Origin of the sequence: Bosea sp. Tri-49, from assembly GCF_003952665.1 — a bacterium.
Lineage (GTDB): Bacteria > Pseudomonadota > Alphaproteobacteria > Rhizobiales > Beijerinckiaceae > Allobosea.
Genome location: NZ_CP017946.1, coordinates 4114830 through 4131978, shown reverse-complemented (window position 1 = coordinate 4131978; position 17149 = coordinate 4114830). Strand labels below are relative to the sequence as shown.

Annotated in this window: 18 protein-coding genes; 11 read left to right on the top strand and 7 right to left on the bottom strand. The window is 66.2% G+C overall.

The window, feature by feature from the left end; translation table 11 throughout:
• The first annotated feature begins 4 nt into the window (after nt 1-4).
• From BLM15_RS19930 to BLM15_RS19920, 3 genes are read left to right on the top strand one after another with little or no spacing between them, the layout of a single operon-like run.
• Nucleotides 5-892 carry a UPF0280 family protein gene (locus tag BLM15_RS19930; protein WP_126114389.1) on the top strand — a complete coding sequence of 296 codons (888 nt, stop codon included), beginning with the start codon at nt 5-7 and terminating at the stop codon, nt 890-892.
• Nucleotides 885-1469 carry an amino acid synthesis family protein gene (locus BLM15_RS19925; RefSeq protein ID WP_126114388.1) on the top strand — a complete coding sequence of 195 codons (585 nt, stop codon included), beginning with the start codon at nt 885-887 and terminating at the stop codon, nt 1467-1469. Before BLM15_RS19930 ends, BLM15_RS19925 begins: the two co-directional genes overlap by 8 nt.
• Nucleotides 1466-2050, top strand: a complete 585-nt coding sequence (locus tag BLM15_RS19920) for an amino acid synthesis family protein (RefSeq protein WP_126114387.1) — start codon at nt 1466-1468, stop codon at nt 2048-2050. Before BLM15_RS19925 ends, BLM15_RS19920 begins: the two co-directional genes overlap by 4 nt.
• A 199-nt stretch (nt 2051-2249) precedes the next feature.
• Here the strand turns inward: BLM15_RS19920 and BLM15_RS19915 are convergent, their stop codons facing one another.
• The 3 genes from BLM15_RS19915 to BLM15_RS19905 all read right to left on the bottom strand — a co-directional run bounded on the left by BLM15_RS19915 (nt 2250) and on the right by BLM15_RS19905 (nt 7698).
• Nucleotides 2250-5762: a molybdopterin cofactor-binding domain-containing protein gene (locus BLM15_RS19915; protein WP_126114386.1), complete on the bottom strand. Its 3513-nt coding sequence runs from the start codon at nt 5760-5762 to the stop codon at nt 2250-2252.
• On the bottom strand, nt 5759-6250 hold the full coding sequence (locus BLM15_RS19910) for a (2Fe-2S)-binding protein (RefSeq protein ID WP_126114385.1): 492 nt from the start codon (nt 6248-6250) through the stop codon (nt 5759-5761). Before BLM15_RS19910 ends, BLM15_RS19915 begins: the two co-directional genes overlap by 4 nt.
• A 251-nt stretch (nt 6251-6501) precedes the next feature.
• A complete protein-coding gene (locus BLM15_RS19905; protein ID WP_126114384.1) occupies nt 6502-7698 on the bottom strand; it encodes an amidohydrolase family protein in 1197 nt (398 codons plus the stop codon).
• Nucleotides 7699-7849: 151 nt separating this feature from the next.
• Between BLM15_RS19905 and fdxA the strand changes: the two genes are divergently transcribed.
• From fdxA to BLM15_RS19890, 3 genes are all read left to right on the top strand, one after another.
• Nucleotides 7850-8179 carry a ferredoxin FdxA gene (fdxA, locus tag BLM15_RS19900; RefSeq protein WP_126114383.1) on the top strand — a complete coding sequence of 110 codons (330 nt, stop codon included), beginning with the start codon at nt 7850-7852 and terminating at the stop codon, nt 8177-8179.
• A gap of 60 nt (nt 8180-8239) precedes the next feature.
• Nucleotides 8240-9013, top strand: a complete 774-nt coding sequence (locus tag BLM15_RS19895; protein WP_126114382.1) for a ferredoxin--NADP reductase — start codon at nt 8240-8242, stop codon at nt 9011-9013.
• 141 nt (nt 9014-9154) lie between these two features.
• On the top strand, nt 9155-9397 hold the full coding sequence (locus BLM15_RS19890; RefSeq protein WP_126114381.1) for a DUF3297 family protein: 243 nt from the start codon (nt 9155-9157) through the stop codon (nt 9395-9397).
• Here BLM15_RS19890 and BLM15_RS19885 read toward each other — a convergent pair.
• Nucleotides 9376-9879: an anthrone oxygenase family protein gene (locus tag BLM15_RS19885; protein ID WP_126114380.1), complete on the bottom strand. Its 504-nt coding sequence runs from the start codon at nt 9877-9879 to the stop codon at nt 9376-9378. The two genes, BLM15_RS19890 and BLM15_RS19885, sit on opposite strands and share 22 nt — an antisense overlap.
• An 84-nt stretch (nt 9880-9963) precedes the next feature.
• Here BLM15_RS19885 and BLM15_RS19880 point away from each other — a divergent pair, with 84 nt between their 5' ends.
• Nucleotides 9964-10407, top strand: coding sequence for a MarR family winged helix-turn-helix transcriptional regulator (locus tag BLM15_RS19880; RefSeq protein ID WP_126114379.1), 444 nt, complete (start codon nt 9964-9966; stop codon nt 10405-10407).
• 30 nt (nt 10408-10437) lie between these two features.
• Here BLM15_RS19880 and BLM15_RS19875 read toward each other — a convergent pair whose 3' ends face one another.
• Together BLM15_RS19875 and BLM15_RS19870 are read right to left on the bottom strand one after the other, a co-directional pair.
• Nucleotides 10438-11535: a helix-turn-helix transcriptional regulator gene (locus BLM15_RS19875; protein WP_126114378.1), complete on the bottom strand. Its 1098-nt coding sequence runs from the start codon at nt 11533-11535 to the stop codon at nt 10438-10440.
• Between the two features lie 30 nt (nt 11536-11565).
• Nucleotides 11566-12111 carry a GNAT family N-acetyltransferase gene (locus BLM15_RS19870; protein WP_126114377.1) on the bottom strand — a complete coding sequence of 182 codons (546 nt, stop codon included), beginning with the start codon at nt 12109-12111 and terminating at the stop codon, nt 11566-11568.
• A gap of 237 nt (nt 12112-12348) precedes the next feature.
• On the opposite strand from BLM15_RS19870, the gene BLM15_RS19865 reads away from it, so the two are divergent.
• From BLM15_RS19865 to BLM15_RS19855, 3 genes are all read left to right on the top strand, one after another.
• Entirely contained in the window at nt 12349-13116 is a 768-nt protein-coding gene (locus BLM15_RS19865) for a YiiX/YebB-like N1pC/P60 family cysteine hydrolase (protein WP_126114376.1), read from the top strand.
• Nucleotides 13117-13177: 61 nt separating this feature from the next.
• A complete protein-coding gene (gene lepA / locus BLM15_RS19860; RefSeq protein ID WP_126114375.1) occupies nt 13178-14983 on the top strand; it encodes a translation elongation factor 4 in 1806 nt (601 codons plus the stop codon).
• Nucleotides 14984-15078: 95 nt separating this feature from the next.
• Nucleotides 15079-15417: a hypothetical protein gene (locus tag BLM15_RS19855; RefSeq protein WP_126114374.1), complete on the top strand. Its 339-nt coding sequence runs from the start codon at nt 15079-15081 to the stop codon at nt 15415-15417.
• Between the two features lie 73 nt (nt 15418-15490).
• On the opposite strand, the gene BLM15_RS19850 is transcribed toward BLM15_RS19855, so the two are convergent.
• Nucleotides 15491-16102: an HAD family hydrolase gene (locus BLM15_RS19850; RefSeq protein WP_236846356.1), complete on the bottom strand. Its 612-nt coding sequence runs from the start codon at nt 16100-16102 to the stop codon at nt 15491-15493.
• A 126-nt stretch (nt 16103-16228) separates the two neighbouring features.
• Between BLM15_RS19850 and BLM15_RS19845 the strand changes: the two genes are divergently transcribed.
• Nucleotides 16229-17134: a protein-methionine-sulfoxide reductase heme-binding subunit MsrQ gene (locus BLM15_RS19845; protein ID WP_126114372.1), complete on the top strand. Its 906-nt coding sequence runs from the start codon at nt 16229-16231 to the stop codon at nt 17132-17134.
• Nucleotides 17135-17149 lie beyond the last annotated feature (15 nt).

The following is a 17149-nucleotide window of genomic DNA, read 5'->3' as shown; positions in this document are numbered from 1 at the left end:
GGCGATGTGGGAGAAGCCCTCCGCGCGCGTCCTGCCGGATGGCAGGCGCCTGCTCCTGCAGCAGGGGCCGATCGATCTCGTCATCGAAGCCGTCGGAGCGCAGGACGCGGTGAAGGCAGCGCACGAGGCGGCCAGTCGCCGCTTCGACGGCCTGCTCGCCGAGCTTTGCGATGAGTTGACGCTGCTGCGGACTGCAGTGAGCCGGACGAGTCCTCTGCCGCTCGGGCCGGTCGCCCGGCGCATGCACGCTGCTGTGGCGCCCTTCGCCACCAGCAGCTTCATCACGCCGATGGCCGCCGTTGCCGGCTCGGTGGCGCAGGAGATCCTCGGTGTGATGTGCGTGGCCGCTCCGCTTCAGCGCGCCTATGTCAACAATGGCGGCGATATCGCCCTGCATCTGTCAGCCGGTGAGCAATTCCGCATCGGGCTGGTGAAGCGCCCTGACCGGCCGGAGTTCTTCGCCACCGCGACGATCCGGCCTGAGGACGGCGTCGCGGGCATCGCGACCTCGGGCTATCCCGGCCGCAGCTTTTCGCTCGGGATTGCAGAAGCGGTGACCGTGCTCGCGCCGTCAGCCGCCATGGCCGACGCCGCCGCGACCGTAATCGCCAATGCGATCGACCTGTCCGGCCATCCCGCGGTCGAGCGCCTGCCGGCCAGTTCCATCCAGGCCGACAGCGATCTAGGCGAACGCCTAGTGACTCGCAATGTCGGCCCGCTTGCCGCTGACGAGATCGAGACCGCGCTCGACGCCGGCCTCGCCGAGGCGGAGCGCCTGCGAGAAGCCGGCCTGATCGTCTCGGCCGCCATGCATCTCAAGGGCGTGAGCCGCACGCTCGCCACCTCTATGATCGTTCAAGAAGACCCCGAGAGGAGACTTGCCCGTGCCTGAGATCGCCGTCCGCAAATACGCCGTGACCGTCGAGGAGATCTATCATGAGGGCGGTCCCGCCGCTGCGGTGCCGCTGAAGCGCGGCGCGGCGCTGGCCGTGATCGCCAATCCCTATGCCGGCCGCTATGTCGAGGACATCCAGGGCTTCATGGATGATCTGAAACCCTTTGGCCTTGCCATGGCGCAGCGCCTGCTCGCGGCAATGGGCGGCGATGCCAAGGCGATCCAGGGCTATGGCAAGGGCGCCATCGTCGGCGCCGCCGGCGAGCTCGAGCACGGTGCGCTCTGGCATGTCCCGGGCGGCTACGCCATGCGCGAACTGCTGGGCGACGCCAAGGCGATCGTGCCCTCGACCAAGAAGGTCGGCGGGCCCGGAACGCGGCTCGACATTCCCGTCACCCATGTCAACGCTTCCTATGTTCGCAGCCACTTCGACGCCTTCGAGATCGGCATCACTGACGCGCCGAGGGCCGACGAATTGCTGTTCGCGCTGGTGATGACCACCGGCTCGCGCATCCACGCCCGCGTCGGCGGTCTCAAGGCGAGCGAGATCAAGGGCGAGGACGGTCTGCGATGAAAGCGAGGATCCGCAAGATCGTCACCATCCTCGACGAGACTCATAGCGAGCTCGGCCGGCCGGTCTCGCCGCCGATCATGCGCGCTGCGGCGGTCGCCGTGATCGCCAATCCCTTCGCCGGCAAATATCAGGACGATCTCTCCGAGCTGATCGACATCGGCGAGGAGCTCGGCGACCTGCTCGGCCGCCATGCGCTGGCTGTGCTCGGCATCGAGGGCGAGGCGGTCCAGGGTTATGGCAAGGCGGCCGCCGTCGGCGAAGACGGCGAATTGGAGCACGCCGCCGCGATCCTGCATCCCAAACTCGGCGCGCCCCTGCGCAAGCTGCTGGGCAAGGCGCCTGCGCTGATCCCGTCCTCGAAGAAGCGTGGCTCGCTCGGCGTCGTGCTCGACGTGCCGCTCGGTCACAAGGCGGCCGCCTATGTCCGCAGCCATTTCGACGGCATGGAAGTCCGGATTTCGGATGCACCGCGCGCCGGCGAGATCGTCGTCGCGGTGGCGCTGACCAGCGGCGGCCGGCCGCTGCCGCGCGTCGGCGGGCTCACCCATGCCGAAGCCAAGGGTGAGGACGGGTTGAGGTAGAAACTCTTGCTTCGCCCATGACGATAGGGCGCAGGGAACCCTCTCCTGGAAGGAGAGGGCAGGGTGAGGTGTAGGTCGTTGGACCAGTTTCGCGATCGCCGACCGCGCGGTTAGGTTCAGGCCAACGTGTGCAGTCCGAACACCTCGCCCCTACCCCTCTCCTTCCAGGAGAGGGGTCTTCTGTTGCGGCTCCTGCGTTCTACTTCCGCGCCCTTATCACCGCTGCCTCGATCCCTTCCCAAGCCGGCTTCCCGGGCGCGAACCGCCCGCGCAGATAACCCGCCAGCTCCACAATCTGCCGATCGTCGAGCGCGGTGGCGAAGGACGGCATCGAGCCGATGCCGTGCTGGCTGCCTTCGAGCAGCATGTTGATGAGATTAGCCGGTGTCGCAGCATGCAGCTTCGACGACAGGCCGAGCGCCGGACCGGCATTGAGCAGCGGCGCGGCGCGGCCGGTCTCGTGGCAGGCGGCGCAGGCGCCTTCATAGAGACGCGCGACAGGCGAGATTGTTGGGTTGGCAGCCCGCGCTGTCTGCTGCCCGACGTGCGCCGCCAGGGCTTCGGCTTCCGCTGCGGGTAGAGACTCATTCAGGGAGGCGAGATAGCTCGCCATCGCCCGAATATCGGCATCGGGCAATTCCCTGAGCTCGCCGATGACAGGCGCCATCGGCCCTGCCGCCGCGCCATGATGCTGCGAGGTGCCGGTCTTCAGATAGGTGTAGAGCTGCGCCTCGCTCCACGGGATCGGCCCGGCCGAGAGCTTCGTCAGCGCCGGCGCCTCCCAGCCTTCCGCCTCGCCGCCGGCGAGATAGGCGCTGCCGCCCTTCTCCGCGCCGAGCGCATTACGCGGCGTGTGGCAGGCGCCGCAATGGCCGAGTCCGTCGACGAGATAGCGCCCGCGATTCCATGCGGCAGAACGGGCCGCATCGGGCTTCAGCTCGCCTTGCCGGTTGAACAGCAGGTTCCAGCCGGCCATCAGCGGGCGCAGGTTGAACGGGAAGGTCAGCCGGCTCGGTCCATTCTCCCGGCGTACCGCCGGTTGCGACATCAGGAAGGCATAGAGCGCCTGCAGGTCGGCTTCGCTCGTCTTGGCGAAACTCGGATAGGGGAAGGCCGGGTAGAGCTGGCGGCCGTTGCGATGCAGGCCGTCGCGCATCGCCCGCTCGAAGGCGGCATAGGACCAGCTGCCGATGCCGGTCTCCGGATCGGGCGTGATGTTGGTGGTCATTACCGTGCCGAAGGGTGTCGGCAGAGCGAGCCCGCCAGCATAAGGGACGCCGTCCTTGCCGGTATGACAGACGGCGCAGGCGCCGAGCGCCGCGAGCTGGCGGCCGCGCTCGATCGTCGCCGGCGACCATGTCGAGGGATCAGGCCGGGCGATCGGCGCGATCGATGGCGCAAAGGCGAGCGAGACCGCGGCGAAGCTGGCGGCGCCCGCCACCGCGGCGCCGAGCTTGCTCCACCATGGCAGGCGTTTCGCAGGCGCGGGTGGCGGCTTCAGCAGCTTCGTGCCGTTGAGGCCGGCGAGCACGCGCTCCGGCGTTAGCGGCAATTCGCGGAAGCGCACCCCGGTCGCGTCGAAGACGGCATTGACGATCGCCGCCGCGCTCGGGACGGAGGCCGACTCGCCCGCGCCCATCGGTGGCAGATGCTGCCGGTCCATCAGCATGACGTCGATCGCCGGCAATTCCGGGAAGGCCAGCACCGGATAGGAGCCCCAGTCGCGGCTGGCGACGGCGGTGGTCTGCGAGAACGTCACCTCCTCGCGCAGCACCCGGCTGGTCGATTGCAGGACATTGCCGTGGATCTGGTGCGTCACCCCGGCGGGGTTGACCATCATGCCGGTGTCCTGGCCGACGGTGACGCGGGATACGGTGACCTCACCGGTCGTACGGTTGACCGCGACATCGGCGACCCAGGCCGCCCAGGCGGCGCCGACGCCCGGCCAGCTGCCATGGACATAGCGCGCCTGGGCGAAGCCGCGCCCGCGCAGCACTTCGCCATCGGCCTGCATCCGCGGGCCGACATGCGGCTGCCAGTTCGCCCGCTCCGCCGTGGCCCGCGTCAGCTCGGCGGCACGCTCGTCATTGATGTGGCGCAGGCGAAATTCGACGGGATCGACGCCGGCCTCATGCGCCAACTCGTCAATATAGCTCTCATGGGCGAAGACGTTCGGCATGGCCGAGACGCCGCGCAGCCAGGACGCCCGCACGATCGGCGGCATGTCATAGGCCGTCAGCCGCATGTTCTCGTAATTATACGAGGGCATCGCGGTGCGGTCGCCCATCCTGAGCGTTGCCGGCTGGTTCGGGATGCGCCCGGTCAGCAGCAGTGCCAGCGTCGGGGCAGCGTTCGACGGGTACCAGGTGTGGAAATCATAGGCTTTCAGCGAACCGCCGGAGCCGAGCCCGCCCTTGATGTCGATCAGCTGGGCCGCGCCCTTCGGCTCCCAGAGATGCTCCTGCTCGCGGGTGAGTTGGACGCGGACGGGCGCGCCGACCGCGCGCGACAGCAGCACCGCGTCGGCGACGACGTCGTCGGCGCAGTTGCGGCCATAGCAGCCGGCGGCCTCGAAGCGAATGACGTCGATCCGCTCCTTCGGCAGGCCGGTCAGCAGCACAAGGTCGTTCTGCAGCGGATAGGGATTCTGGCTGCCGGTCCAGACGGTGATGCCGTCCGCGCGCACATCGGCGACGGCGCAGGACGGGCCAATCGAGCCATGCATGTGGTAGGGCCAGACATAGGTCCGGTCGAGCCGGGTCTCGAGATTACCCAGCGCGGTCTCGACATCGCCCTCCTCGGCCAGAAGGCGCGGCGTCGAAGGATGCGTGCGCAAAGCCTGACCGAGATCGGAGAGGTCCGGCGGCGTGAACTCGCGCCAGTGCGTCTTGAGCTTGAGCGCAGCTTCCGCCGCCTGTTCCTCGCGCTCGGCGACGATGCCGATGAAGTCGCCTTCGACCACAAGGGCGCGGATGCCGGGCACGTCGGCGATCGAGTCGCGATCGACCGAGATCAAGCTGCGGCCGACGAAGTCGCCGGCGTCCATGCCGGCATAGGGCGGGCGCACCACCCGGCCATGCAGCATGCCGGCAACGCGGACATCGTGGACGTAAACGAAGCTGCCGGTGACCTTGGCTGGGATGTCGACGCGCGCGACCGAGCGGCCGACGAGCTTGTGCTGATCGACCTGCTTGAATTCGGCGCTTTCGGCCAGCGGCAGCAGGATGCGCTCATTGGCGAGCAACGTGTCCAGGGCGATGGCTTGAGCGTTCTCGCCCTTGCGTGAGATCACGCCGTCGGCGAGCGCAATCTCGTCCTCGCGGCAGCTGAGCGCCGCAGCCGCAAGCGTGATCAGTTTCGCCCGGATCTGGGTCGCCGCGATCCGCATCGCCACCGAGGTGACCTGGATCGTCTCGCTGGCGATGGTCGGCCCCTGGTCGGGCGTCTCGGCGGTATCACCGAGCACCATCTCGACCGCTTCGAACGGGAAATCGAGCTCCTCAGCCACCATCTGGGCGAGGGCCGTTCGGATGCCGGTGCCGAGATCGACATGGCCATTGAAGGCGAAGACACGGCCTTCCGCCGTCAGGCAGACATGCAGGTCGAGCCCATCCTCCGGCGCGGCGTCGGCAGCCGCATCCTTGCGCGGCGCCACCACGCCGATCACCCCGGCACGCCTCAACAGTGTCTTGCGCGAGATGGGCTCGCTCATGTGGCCGCCACGTCCTGCCGGCCGCGCTCGGCGGCGAGCAGCACCGCTTTGACGATCTCGACATGGGTGCCGCAGCGGCAGAGATTATGGCGCAGCTCTTCGCGCACCTCCGCCTCGCTCGGGTCGGGACGAACATCGAGAAAGGCCTTCGCGGTCATCACCATGCCGGCGATGCAGTAGCCGCACTGCGCCGCCTGCGCGTCGATGAAAGCCTGCTGCAGCGGATGCGGTGCTTCCATGCTGCCGAGCCCTTCGAGCGTGACGATCTCGCGCTCCGCCGCCAGCCGCACCGGCAGGGCGCAGGCGCGGGCCGCCTGGCCGTCGATCAGCACTGTGCAGGCGCCGCATTCGCCAAGGCCGCAGCCGAATTTCGGGCTGTTGAGTGCAAGGTCGTTGCGTAGGAAGAACAGCAGCGGCGTCTGGGCTTCACCCTCGACCTCATGGCTCGCGCCGTTGACGCGAAGCGCAAAGCGCCGCGTCGTCCTCATGGCTCGCCCAGGCGGGGCGAGGCGCGCCTGATGGTGCTGATCGTCACGGCCACCGAGATCGTTCGTATACGAATGAGAATAATGACAAATCGAAGTAGGCTGCAAGCGGGATCTTGGTGACGGTCACCACGTCATGCTCGGGCTTGACCCGAGCATCTCAGGCCCCAGGAAGCTCCATCCGCGCCTTCTCGTCATGAGATTCTCGGGTCTGCGCTTCGCTTCGCCCGAGAATGACGGCTGCGGCCGGGCGCCTAATGCGCCACTGAGGGAATCTTCTCCGCCGGCGGGGTGTTGCGGCTGATGCCGCTGCGGACGATGCCGTCGATCACGATCATGCCGATACCGGGTAAATCGCCGAGCTGGATCGAGTCGAGGAAATTCGTCCCGGCCGAATGCTGGGCCTTGTCCATGAAGACGAAATCGGCGCTGCGGCCGACCTCGATCAGGCCGCAATCGAGGCTGCGCATCCGGGCGGTGTTGCCGGTGGCGAAGCAGAAGGCGATTTCGGCTGGAACGTCGCCGAGCGAGGACAGCATCGAGACCATGCGGACGATGCCGAGCGGCTGCACGCCAGAGCCGGCCGGCCCGTCGGTGCCGAGGATGACGCGCTGCAGCTCGCCCATCTCGCGGGCGACACGCAGGGTGTAGAGCGCGGCGCGCTCATTGCCGTTATGGACCAGTTCGAGGCCGCGCTTGCAGCCCTCGCAGATGCAGCGGATTTCCCTGTCCGGCAGCGCGGTGTGGCCGCCATTGATGTGGCCGACCACGTCGGTATCGGCCTCCAGCACGACATCGGCGCCGATCAACCCCGAGCCGGGGATCGAGGGGCCGCCGGTATGGATGGTCGACTGAATCCCGTATTTGCGGGCCCAAGCCACCATCTCCCTGGCTCGCGCCCCGTCCTTGACGCCGCCGAGGCCAACCTCGCCGAGCAGTCTCACGCCAGCATCGGCCAGGTCCTTGAAATCCTGCTCGACCATGCCGGGCTCGATCACCGGTGCGCCGGCATGAACCTTGACGCCGCCGGGGCGGAAGGCGGTGAAGGCGCGCTGCGCGTAGATCGCCATCGCCTTCAGGCCGACGATGTCCTTGGGCCGGCCGGGGGTGTGGACCTCGCCGGCCGAGATCATGGTGGTGACGCCGCCATGCATGGTCGAATCGATCCAGCCGAGCTGGTTCTGGCGCGGCGTCCAGTCGCCGGCGACCGGGTGGACATGGCTGTCGATCAGCCCGGGCGAGAGCACCGTGCCGTTCGCGTCAATGACGGTGTCGGCCTGGTCGGTGTCGAGATCCTTGAAACGGCCGACCGCGGCGATCCGGCCGCCGATGGCAATGAGCGTATCGGCTTCCAGGATCGGGCGCTCGATGTCGCCGGAAAGCATCAGGCCGATATTCTTCACCACCAGCTTGTGCGTGCTGCTGATCGTCGTCGCCTGCTGTTCAGCCATCGTATCCGCCCTGTCGTCGTTGTTCGAAATCCGCCGCCATCCTCATCGCCACAAGCCCGATTGACAAGCACGGTGGGATGCGAGATATTGTTTGTATACGAATGAATTTTTGCCCCGTTTGAACCCGGCTGTCAAGCAGCAAGGATCGCGCATGCCTTACGCTGTCACCAGCGCCTGCATCCGTTGCAAGTACATGGATTGCGTCGAGGTCTGTCCGGTCGACTGCTTCTATGAGGGCGAGAATATGCTCGTCATCCATCCGGACGAATGCATCGACTGCGGCGTCTGCGAGCCGGAATGCCCGGCCGAGGCGATCGTCGCCGACAGCGCCGACGGAGCCGAGCAATGGCTGGTGCTGAACGCGCGCCTGGCGCCGCTCTGGCCGAACATCGCGCAGAAGAGCGAGCCCCCGGCCGATGCCGACGACTGGAAGGGAATACCGGACAAGATCGACCTGCTTTCCGAACGTCCGGCAATGTGATATTGGGTGGCCTGTATCCGATAATCTGCTAAATCGCTAGACTATCTGAGGATCGATGAGATGAGCAATTTCTACGAGGAGCGCGTGCTCTCAGTCCATCACTGGACCGATACGCTCTTCAGCTTCACGACGACCCGCGACACGACCTTCCGCTTCAAGAACGGCCAGTTCACGATGATCGGGCTCAAGGTCGGCGAGAAGCCGCTGCTGCGCGCCTACAGCGTCGCCAGCACCAATTACGACGAGAACCTCGAATTCTTCTCGATCAAGGTGCCGGACGGCCCGCTAACCTCGCGCCTGCAGAACCTGCAGGTCGGCGATCCCATCATCATCGGCAAGAAGGCGACGGGCACGCTGGTGCTCGACAACCTCAAGGACGGCAAGCGGCTGTTCCTGCTCGGTACCGGCACGGGCCTTGCCCCGTTCCTGTCGCTGATCCGCGATCCCGAGACTTATGAGCGCTACGAGAAGGTCGTGCTCATGCATGGCTGCCGCCAGGTCTCCGAGCTCGCCTATGGCGAGCGTATCCAGCAGGAATTGCCGAACGACGAGTTTTTGGGCGAGATGATCCGCGAGCAGCTGATCTACTACCCGACCGTGACGCGCGAGCCCTTCCGCAACCGCGGCCGCATCACCGATCTCATCACCTCTGGCCAGCTCTTCAGCGATACCGGCCTGGGCCCGTTCGACCCGGCCGGCGACCGCTTCATGCTCTGCGGCAGCCCGCAGATGCTGGTCGACCTTAAGCAGATTTTCGAGGAGCGCGGCCTCGAGGAAGGCAATCACGGCGAGGCCGGCGACTACGTCATCGAGAAGGCCTTTGCCGAGCGCTGAGTTCTAGCGAAGACCGCTTTGAATGGCCGGCCCGTACCCACAGGTCGGCCATTTTGTATTCATGGTTTGCCCAGCGACTTTGCCCCGACAGCCTGAGCCTGCTACCTGTCCGGCAAATCACCTCGACCGACGAGTAGCGCCATGACCGAGACCTTGCCCGACCGGCTGTCCTCCAATCCCAACAGCCCGTTCTACAACGAGGAGCTGCTCGCGAGGGATATCGGCGTCCGCTTCAAGGGCGCTGAGAAGACCAATGTCGAGGAATACTGCGTCAGCGAGGGCTGGGTCCGCCTGACCGCCGGCAATGCCAAGGACCGCCATGGCAACCCGATGACGATCAAGCTGAAGGGCGCCGTCGAGCCTTACTTCCGCAACGCCGAGTGAGGCTCGCCGCGGGCGAGCGACAGCGCGAAGGCGGCAAGCGCCAGCACGGATAGCCCGGCGCGGACGCCATGCAGCGCGCCCCAGCGCTCGATCAGCGCCCGGCTCGCCGCTCCCGCCTGCTCGGTGCCGAGCAGCAGGAGCGCGTTGTTCACCGGCGCGATCACGATCAGCGTGAACGGCAGGTTGGCGAGCATCAGCGCCGCGCCGACCAGCCAGAGCGGGCTTCGCGCCCGCCAGAAGGCGAGCACACCGACAAGGCTTGCCAGCACCGCGAGCCCGGCCTGCATCCGCGCCGCGCGGGGGTAGCTTTCCTGCCAGTGCAGCAGCAGCGGGGCATCTGTGAGCGCAAGCCGCGCCGGCTGCTCGGCGATGAGGATATAGATCGCCGCACCAGCAAACAGCGTCGCCAGGATCAGCGCGACGAGCCCCGTGGCGGAAGCACCGCTTTTCTGCGCGGTCGCGTCGGGACCGGAGTCAGGCATGGCCATCTCCTTGAAATGAACAGCATGCTATATATCATTGCATAGCATGCTGTTCAACTACAAGCTTTCCGGATTGAGCCATGCATGACCAGCTTCAAGACCAACTCCGCCGGCTATCTCGCCAATCATGTCGCCCGCCTGTTCGCGCGTGAGCTCGCCGAGGCGGTGCGCCCGCTCGGCCTCGCACCGGCGCAGTTCATGGTGCTGCTCGAGCTCTGGCGCGAGGACGGGTTGACGCAGAAGAATCTGGTCGGCCGGCTCGATGTCGAGCAGGCGACCATGGCGGCGACACTGGCTCGTATGGAGCGTGACGGCCTGATCGAGCGCCGGCCTGATCAGGCCGATGCGCGCGCCCGCCGCGTCCAGCTCACGCCGCGGGCGCGAGCGCTGCAGGAGCCGGCACTCGCCGCCGCGAAGGGCGTCAACGTACGGGCTTTGGCCGGTTTCTCCGATGACGAGCGCGAAGCCGTTCTCTCCGGCCTGCGTCGCATCGTCGGCGCGCTCTCGCGTGGCGCGGAACTCGGCTAGATCAGCGTCCTAACGACGGGGCCGTCGACGTCAGCTCGGCACGGCGCCGCGCAGTAGTCCTACGAGCTCGGCTTGGCGGGTCACGCCTGTCTTGGCGAAGACCTGCCTGAGCGTGGTGCGCGCCGTCCCTTCGGTCCAGCCGAGCATGACGGCCGCCTCGCGTGGGGCGTGGCCACCGGCGATCAGCGCGGCGAGCCGTGCTTCCGATGGGCTGAGGTCGAAGAGGCCGGCGACGAGGTCGGCTGACGGTGCCTTCGCCTGGACCAGCGGAGTTGCGACGAGGATCGCGGTCGCCTGGCTGAACAGATCGTGGGCCGCCCCCTTGATCGGGACCAGGTGAAAGATGATCGGCGGCAGGTCATTGCGCGCCCGCATCGGGATCGAACGGACCGCAGCCATCTGCCCGCCTTGGGCCAGCGCTTCCAGCGCGGTCGCGAAAAGCGCATCGGCGCCGGCATCGGTCAGTTTAAGGCGGGAGGGAAGGTCCTCGATCGCAGACGGCATCAGCCGCGTGAGAAGGCTATTCGCCGCGAGGATCCGGCCGCCCTTGCCGAGCACGGCTGCTGCCAGCCGCATGAGCTCTAGCGCCGCTGCGGCGCTACGGGCGCGCTCGACCTCCAGATGATTGGCGATCAAGGCTGCCCGTGCCAGATGCGGTCGGACCCGGTCGAGCGCCGCGACGATCGTCCGTGAGAACGGCCCGGCGTCGAACGGCTTTTCGAGATTGACCATCGCGAAGTCGCCAGAGGGGATGCTGATCGCGGTCGCGACGCCGGAGCCGTAGCCACGCGGGATCAGAAAGTCGCGATAGAGGGGCAATTGTTCGGCCTCGCCGGGCGCAAAGACATCGCCGTCGGTGATGAAGCCGGCGTGCTGAAAGGCGACGGCCCGCTTGGTGCGCTCGTTCTGCGCTCCGCCTTGGGCGAGCCAGATCTCGTCCCACATCTCCTTGAACGTCTCGCTCGTACTGACGATCGACAATCGCTCCTCGCCGATCCGGGAGAACAGCGCGGCCGTCGCGTCACAATCGCGTGCCAGCCCCCCGAGCCAGCCCTGCCATCGTTCGGGGATCACGGCGGCCTCATAGAGGCCGTCGATCAGCGCCTCGTATCCATCGCCGAATGGCAAACGTGTCTCCTCTCGCAACTGCAACCAGAGCTAGCACGCTTCTCGCGAAAACGCCTTGTAGAAGAAGGTCGAGCCGCAATCGCGCCCGTCGGGCATCAGCGCATAGCGCGGGATAGTGCCGACCTCGGTCCAGCCGAGACGGTTGTAGAGGCGCCGCGCCGCGCCGGCCTCGTCGGTATCGAGCACCAAAAGGTCGCGTCCCAGCGCCAGCGCAGCGGCCTCCGCTGCCCGCATCAGCGCCTCGCCGATGCCGCGGCGGCGTGCCCGCGAATGCACCAGGACCTTGGCGATTTCGGCCCGGTGCGGCTGATTTGGCTTCCCGACCGGATGGAGCTGCGCCGTGCCGACGATGCCGGTTTCGTCGCTTGCTACGAACAGCAGAACGCGGCCGGCTGCGACCTCGGCCGCGGTGCCGCGCCAGAAGCCCGAGAAATCATCCTGCGTATTCCAATCCATGAAGCCGACCGAGGCGCCATTGGTGACGGCGTCGTGAAGGATCTCGGTTAGCGCTGGGATGGCGGCTAGCGCTGCCTCCCCGTCGAGCTGTTCGATCGTCACGCTAGCTAACTCCGTCATGCTTCGCCTCCGCGCCGCCGGCTGACGGCCACGTCTACTATGCAAGATTAATTCCAATATAATAGATAGTAATAAACCCTGGCACTCTGCCCCGCCGTCAACCCGGATTTTACGACGTTTGGCGAATTCCGGTCTCTCCGGCCCAAATCCGGCAGGTGATTTCCGAAAAAGTCACGGGCTCGCGTGTTGCTTGAGGCGGAAGACGCCGGGAACGGCGCCGGCGCAGGGGAGGCGTCGATGAACAGGGGCTTGGAATACGTCGGCCGATCGGTGGTCCGCTTCATCACGCGCGGCAAGCCGCAAAGCGGCCCAGTCGACCGCAAGGCCCTGGCCCGCCTGAAGGCCGCGCTCAGACCCGGCGATGTGCTGCTGGTCGAAGGTCACATGAAGGTCTCGGCCGCGATCAAATACCTGACCCAGTCGACTTGGTCGCATGCGGCGCTCTATGTCGGCGACACCGGCAAGTTCAGTCCTGAGGGCGAACCGCTCGTCCTTGCCGAAGTCGAGATGGATGTCGGCTGCGTGCTCTCGCCCTTGTCGAAATACGGCGCCTTCGGCACCCGGATCTGCCGCCCGCAGGCCCTCGACCGCGAAGGCCGCCAGACCGCCGTCGACTACGTGCTCGAACGGCTCGGCACGCAGTATGACCTCAAGAACATCCTCGACCTGGCGCGTTGGCTGATCCCGATTCCGTGGGCGCCGGCCGGCTTCCGCCGCCGCATGATCGCGCTTGGCTCCGGCGATCCGACGCGGGCGATCTGTTCGACGCTGATCGCTCAGGCATTCGAGGCGGCGCGCTATCCGGTGCTGCCGACCGTCGAATATGCCAGCGCGATGGACGAGCAGGATTTCGAGGAGATCCTGCACATCCGGCACCATTCGCTTTATATGCCGCGCGATTTCGACATCTCGCCCTATTTCTCGGTGGTGAAGCCGACCCTGGAGGCCGGTTTCGACTATAAGCGGCTGAACTGGGCGCAGGAGCGCCTGCTCGCGGCAGGGTGAAACGGCGGCCGATCCGCCCCGCACTCTTGGCGCAAGGGGCGCGCACTGCTATGGCGCGCGCATGAGCACCCGCAGTTTCGACAACATCCGCAATTTCTCGATCGTGGCGCATATCGACCACGGCAAGTCCACCCTCGCCGACCGGCTGATCCAGCAGACCGGCACGGTGGCGGCGCGCGACATGAGCGAGCAGATCCTCGACTCGATGGATATCGAGAAGGAACGCGGCATCACCATCAAGGCGCAGACGGTCCGGCTGGACTACCTGGCCGAGGATGGGAAGACTTACATTCTCAACCTGATGGACACGCCCGGGCACGTCGACTTCGCCTATGAGGTCTCGCGCTCGCTGGCGGCCTGCGAGGGCTCGCTGCTGGTCGTCGACGCCTCGCAGGGCGTCGAGGCGCAGACGCTGGCGAATGTCTACCAGGCGCTCGACGCCGGCCACGAGATCGTCACCGTCCTCAACAAGATCGACTTGCCCGCGGCCGAGCCCGAGCGGATCAAGCAGCAGATCGAGGACGTGATCGGCCTCGACGCCTCCGAAGCGGTGCCGATCTCGGCCAAGACCGGCCTCAACATCGAGGGCGTGCTCGAAGCCATCGTCAAGCGGCTGCCGGCGCCGAAGGGCGATCTCGAAGCCCCGCTCAAGGCCCTGCTGGTCGACAGCTGGTACGACGCCTATCTCGGCGTCGTCGTGCTCGTGCGCATCATCGACGGCGTGCTGAAGAAAGGCATGACCATCCGGATGATGCGGGCAAACGCCGTCTATGGCGTCGATCGCGTCGGCGTGTTCAAGCCGAAGATGCTCGAAGTGAAGGAACTCGGCCCCGGCGAGGTCGGCTTCTTCACCGCCTCGATCAAGGAAGTCGCCGACACCGCGGTCGGGGACACCATCACCGACGACAGGAAGCCGATCGCCGAGCCCCTGCCGGGCTTCAAGCCGGTACAGCCGGTGGTGTTCTGCGGCATCTTCCCGGTCGACGCCGCCGATTTCGAGGTGCTGCGCAGCGCCATGTCGCGGCTTCGCCTGAACGATGCCAGCTTCTCCTATGAGATGGAGACGAGCGCCGCGCTCGGCTTCGGCTTCCGCTGCGGTTTCCTCGGGCTGCTGCATCTCGAGATCATCCAGGAGCGGCTCGAGCGCGAGTTCAACCTCAACCTGATCTCGACCGCCCCCTCGGTCGTCTACCATCTCAAGCTGCGCGACGGCACGACGCTGGAGCTGCACAACCCGGCCGACATGCCGGACGTAATGAAGATCGAATTCATCGAGGAGCCCTGGATCCGCGCCACGATCTTCACCCCGGACGAATATCTCGGCTCGGTGCTGAAGCTCTGCCAGGACCGGCGCGGCCTGCAGATCGACCTCAACTATGTCGGCTCGCGCGCCAAGGTCGTCTACGACCTGCCGCTGAACGAGGTGGTGTTCGACTTCTACGACCGGCTGAAGTCCATCTCGAAGGGATATGCCTCCTTCGACTACGCCATCACCGACTATCGCGAGGGCGACCTCGTGCGCATGTCGATCCTGGTCAATGCCGAGCCGGTGGACGCGCTCTCCATGCTGGTCCACCGCTCGCGCGCCGACGCGCGCGGCCGGGCGATGTGCGAGAAGCTCAAGGAGCTGATCCCGCCGCACATGTTCCAGATTCCTGTGCAGGCAGCCATCGGGGGCAAGATCATCGCCCGCGAGACGATCCGGGCGCTGCGCAAGGACGTGACCGCGAAGTGCTATGGCGGCGACGCCTCGCGCAAGCGCAAGCTCCTGGACAAGCAAAAGGAAGGCAAGAAGAAGATGCGGCAGTTCGGCCGCGTCGAGATCCCGCAGGAAGCCTTCATCGCCGCGCTAAAGATGGACGACTGAGCCAAGGGCTTAGCTCCAGCGTACGCATATCCGGGAACCATCCCGGCAATCACGGTGTTGATCCACGGCCCTGCACTCAAAGGGAGGACAGCACCGTGGACAGACGTTCCTTCATCGCAAGCCTGATCGGCGGCCTGGCTGCCGCAAGCTTCGCCTCGGCGGGATTGGCGGCGCAACCGTCAAAGATGCCCCAGCCGGGAGATCGGCGCCGGCCTGACGACGCCCCCAAGGTCGATTTCGAGGCCCTCGACAAGACCGAGGCCGACTACGCCCAGTACTACTATTATGGACGGCCACGACCCTACTGGCGGCGGCGATATTGGGGTCCCCGCTACTATGGTCCTCGCTACTATCGGCCCTACCCGTACTATCGGCCCTATGGCTACTACCGGCCCTATCGCCGCTTTTACGGAGGCCCGCGTTATTATTGGTAGCGCTCTCGGCTGAGCTACCAGCTCGAATGACACCCGCGCAGGAGGCTCCTGCGCGGGGATCGCTAAAGGCTTGTCAAAGATTGGCGCCGAGGCCTCGAAGCTCGGTCCTGAGATCGATCGGCTCGATGAAGTGCACCGCCTGCATGCCCACCGAGCGGGCAGCCTCAACATTCTTGCCGCTGTCGTCGACGAAGATGCACTCGCCCGCACTCAGCCCGTAGCGCTCCAGCAGCACATTGTAGATCGCCGGATCGGGCTTCAGCAGCCGCTCATGCGCCGAGACGATCACGCCGTCGAAGCTCTGCAGGAACGGGAAGCGGATCAGGCATTCCGCCCATTTCTCGCGCGAGAAATTGGTGATTGCGTAAACCTCTTCGCCCTTCGCCTTGAGATCGGCCAGCACCGCGACGCTATCCTCGATCGTGCCCGGTACGGTCTCGTGCCAGCGCTCGTCGAAGGCTTTGATCTCAGCTTCCCATTCGGGATGCTCGGCGACCAGCAATGCGACCGCCTCGGACCAGGGCCGGCCGCGATCCTGCTCGATGTTCCAGGCGGCCGTGCAGACGTTCTTCAGGAACCAGTCGCGCTTGGCGTCGTCCGGAATGAGATTGCGGTAGAGATGGAACGGGTCCCAGCGCAGCAGGACATTGCCGACATCGAACACGACCTTACGATTCTCAGGCACGACAGGCTTCTCCATTCCAGTTCGCGGCGATCGGATCGCGCGGCTCACGTCCTTGTGCGCGAGCGGGCGTAACTTTCACACCGATTCTGGCGTATTCGCGTTGAGGATAGACAATCAAGGTGACGAATGGCTTCCGCAGCAGCCAGCTACTGGCCCTGGAATGATCGGCAAGGGCGCTTCTCCGCTTTGCGCGCCGGCTGCTTCGCGCTCGTCCTCGTGCCGGCCCTGATCCTTGCCTGGCAGGCCTGGATGCATCAGCTCGGCTCGAAGCCGTGGACGCAGGCCGTGCACGACACCGGCACCTGGGCTTTGCGCATCCTCGTCATCACGCTGGCGGTGACGCCGTTGCGCCGCATCCTCGACTGGAACAAGTTGATCGGCATCCGCCGCATGCTCGGCCTGTCGGCAATGACCTACGCGCTCGGCCATCTCGCGCTCTACAGCATCGACCTTGCCTTCGACTGGGGTCTGATCCTCTCCGAGATCGTCAAGCGCTTCTATCTCGTCGTCGGCATAACCGCGCTCATCGGCCTCGTCGTGCTCGGCATCACCTCGACCGACGGCATGATCCGCCGCCTCGGTTCGGGGCGCTGGCAGCGCTTGCACAACCTCGTCTACCTGATCGCCTGCCTCGGCCTGTTTCATTTCGCACTGCAGTCGAAGATCGACGTCACCCAGCCGGTGCTGCTGACTGGCCTGTTCGCACTGCTGATGGCGTATCGCGGGCTGAACCGCCTTCGTATTCCGCTGAGCTTCGGCTCGCTCGCGCTGACGGCGCTTGGCGTCGGTCTCGCCACCGCACTGGCTGAAACCGCCTGGTATGCCTTCGCCACCGGCGCCTCGGCCTGGCTGATCTTCCAGGCCAATGCCGACATCGTCGTCTATCAGGACTGGACGGCGGTGCGCCCGGGCCACTGGGTCGCACTCATCGGGCTTGCGCTCGCCGTGCTGCACCTCTTCCGCAAGCCGGCGCCGAAGCCGGCGAGGCGCGAGCGCCGGCCGGCGATGGCCTCCGAGGCCGCGGGCGGCTGAACCCTGTCGTCATTG

Bases quoted from the DNA above. Each gene is read 5' to 3' on its own strand.
- BLM15_RS19880 (WP_126114379.1), top strand. From the start codon at position 9,964: ATGACCAGCTTCAAGACCAACTCCGCCGGCTATCTCGCCAATCATGTC.
- BLM15_RS19915 (WP_126114386.1), bottom strand. From the start codon at position 5,762: ATGAGCGAGCCCATCTCGCGCAAGACACTGTTGAGGCGTGCCGGGGTG.
- BLM15_RS19890 (WP_126114381.1), top strand. From the start codon at position 9,155: ATGACCGAGACCTTGCCCGACCGGCTGTCCTCCAATCCCAACAGCCCG.
- fdxA (WP_126114383.1), top strand. From the start codon at position 7,850: ATGCCTTACGCTGTCACCAGCGCCTGCATCCGTTGCAAGTACATGGAT.
- BLM15_RS19870 (WP_126114377.1), bottom strand. From the start codon at position 12,111: ATGACGGAGTTAGCTAGCGTGACGATCGAACAGCTCGACGGGGAGGCA.
- BLM15_RS19920 (WP_126114387.1), top strand. From the start codon at position 1,466: ATGAAAGCGAGGATCCGCAAGATCGTCACCATCCTCGACGAGACTCAT.
- BLM15_RS19895 (WP_126114382.1), top strand. From the start codon at position 8,240: ATGAGCAATTTCTACGAGGAGCGCGTGCTCTCAGTCCATCACTGGACC.
- BLM15_RS19885 (WP_126114380.1), bottom strand. From the start codon at position 9,879: ATGCCTGACTCCGGTCCCGACGCGACCGCGCAGAAAAGCGGTGCTTCC.
- BLM15_RS19865 (WP_126114376.1), top strand. From the start codon at position 12,349: ATGAACAGGGGCTTGGAATACGTCGGCCGATCGGTGGTCCGCTTCATC.
- BLM15_RS19930 (WP_126114389.1), top strand. From the start codon at position 5: ATGTGGGAGAAGCCCTCCGCGCGCGTCCTGCCGGATGGCAGGCGCCTG.
- BLM15_RS19845 (WP_126114372.1), top strand. From the start codon at position 16,229: ATGGCTTCCGCAGCAGCCAGCTACTGGCCCTGGAATGATCGGCAAGGG.
- BLM15_RS19905 (WP_126114384.1), bottom strand. From the start codon at position 7,698: ATGGCTGAACAGCAGGCGACGACGATCAGCAGCACGCACAAGCTGGTG.
- BLM15_RS19910 (WP_126114385.1), bottom strand. From the start codon at position 6,250: ATGAGGACGACGCGGCGCTTTGCGCTTCGCGTCAACGGCGCGAGCCAT.
- lepA (WP_126114375.1), top strand. From the start codon at position 13,178: ATGAGCACCCGCAGTTTCGACAACATCCGCAATTTCTCGATCGTGGCG.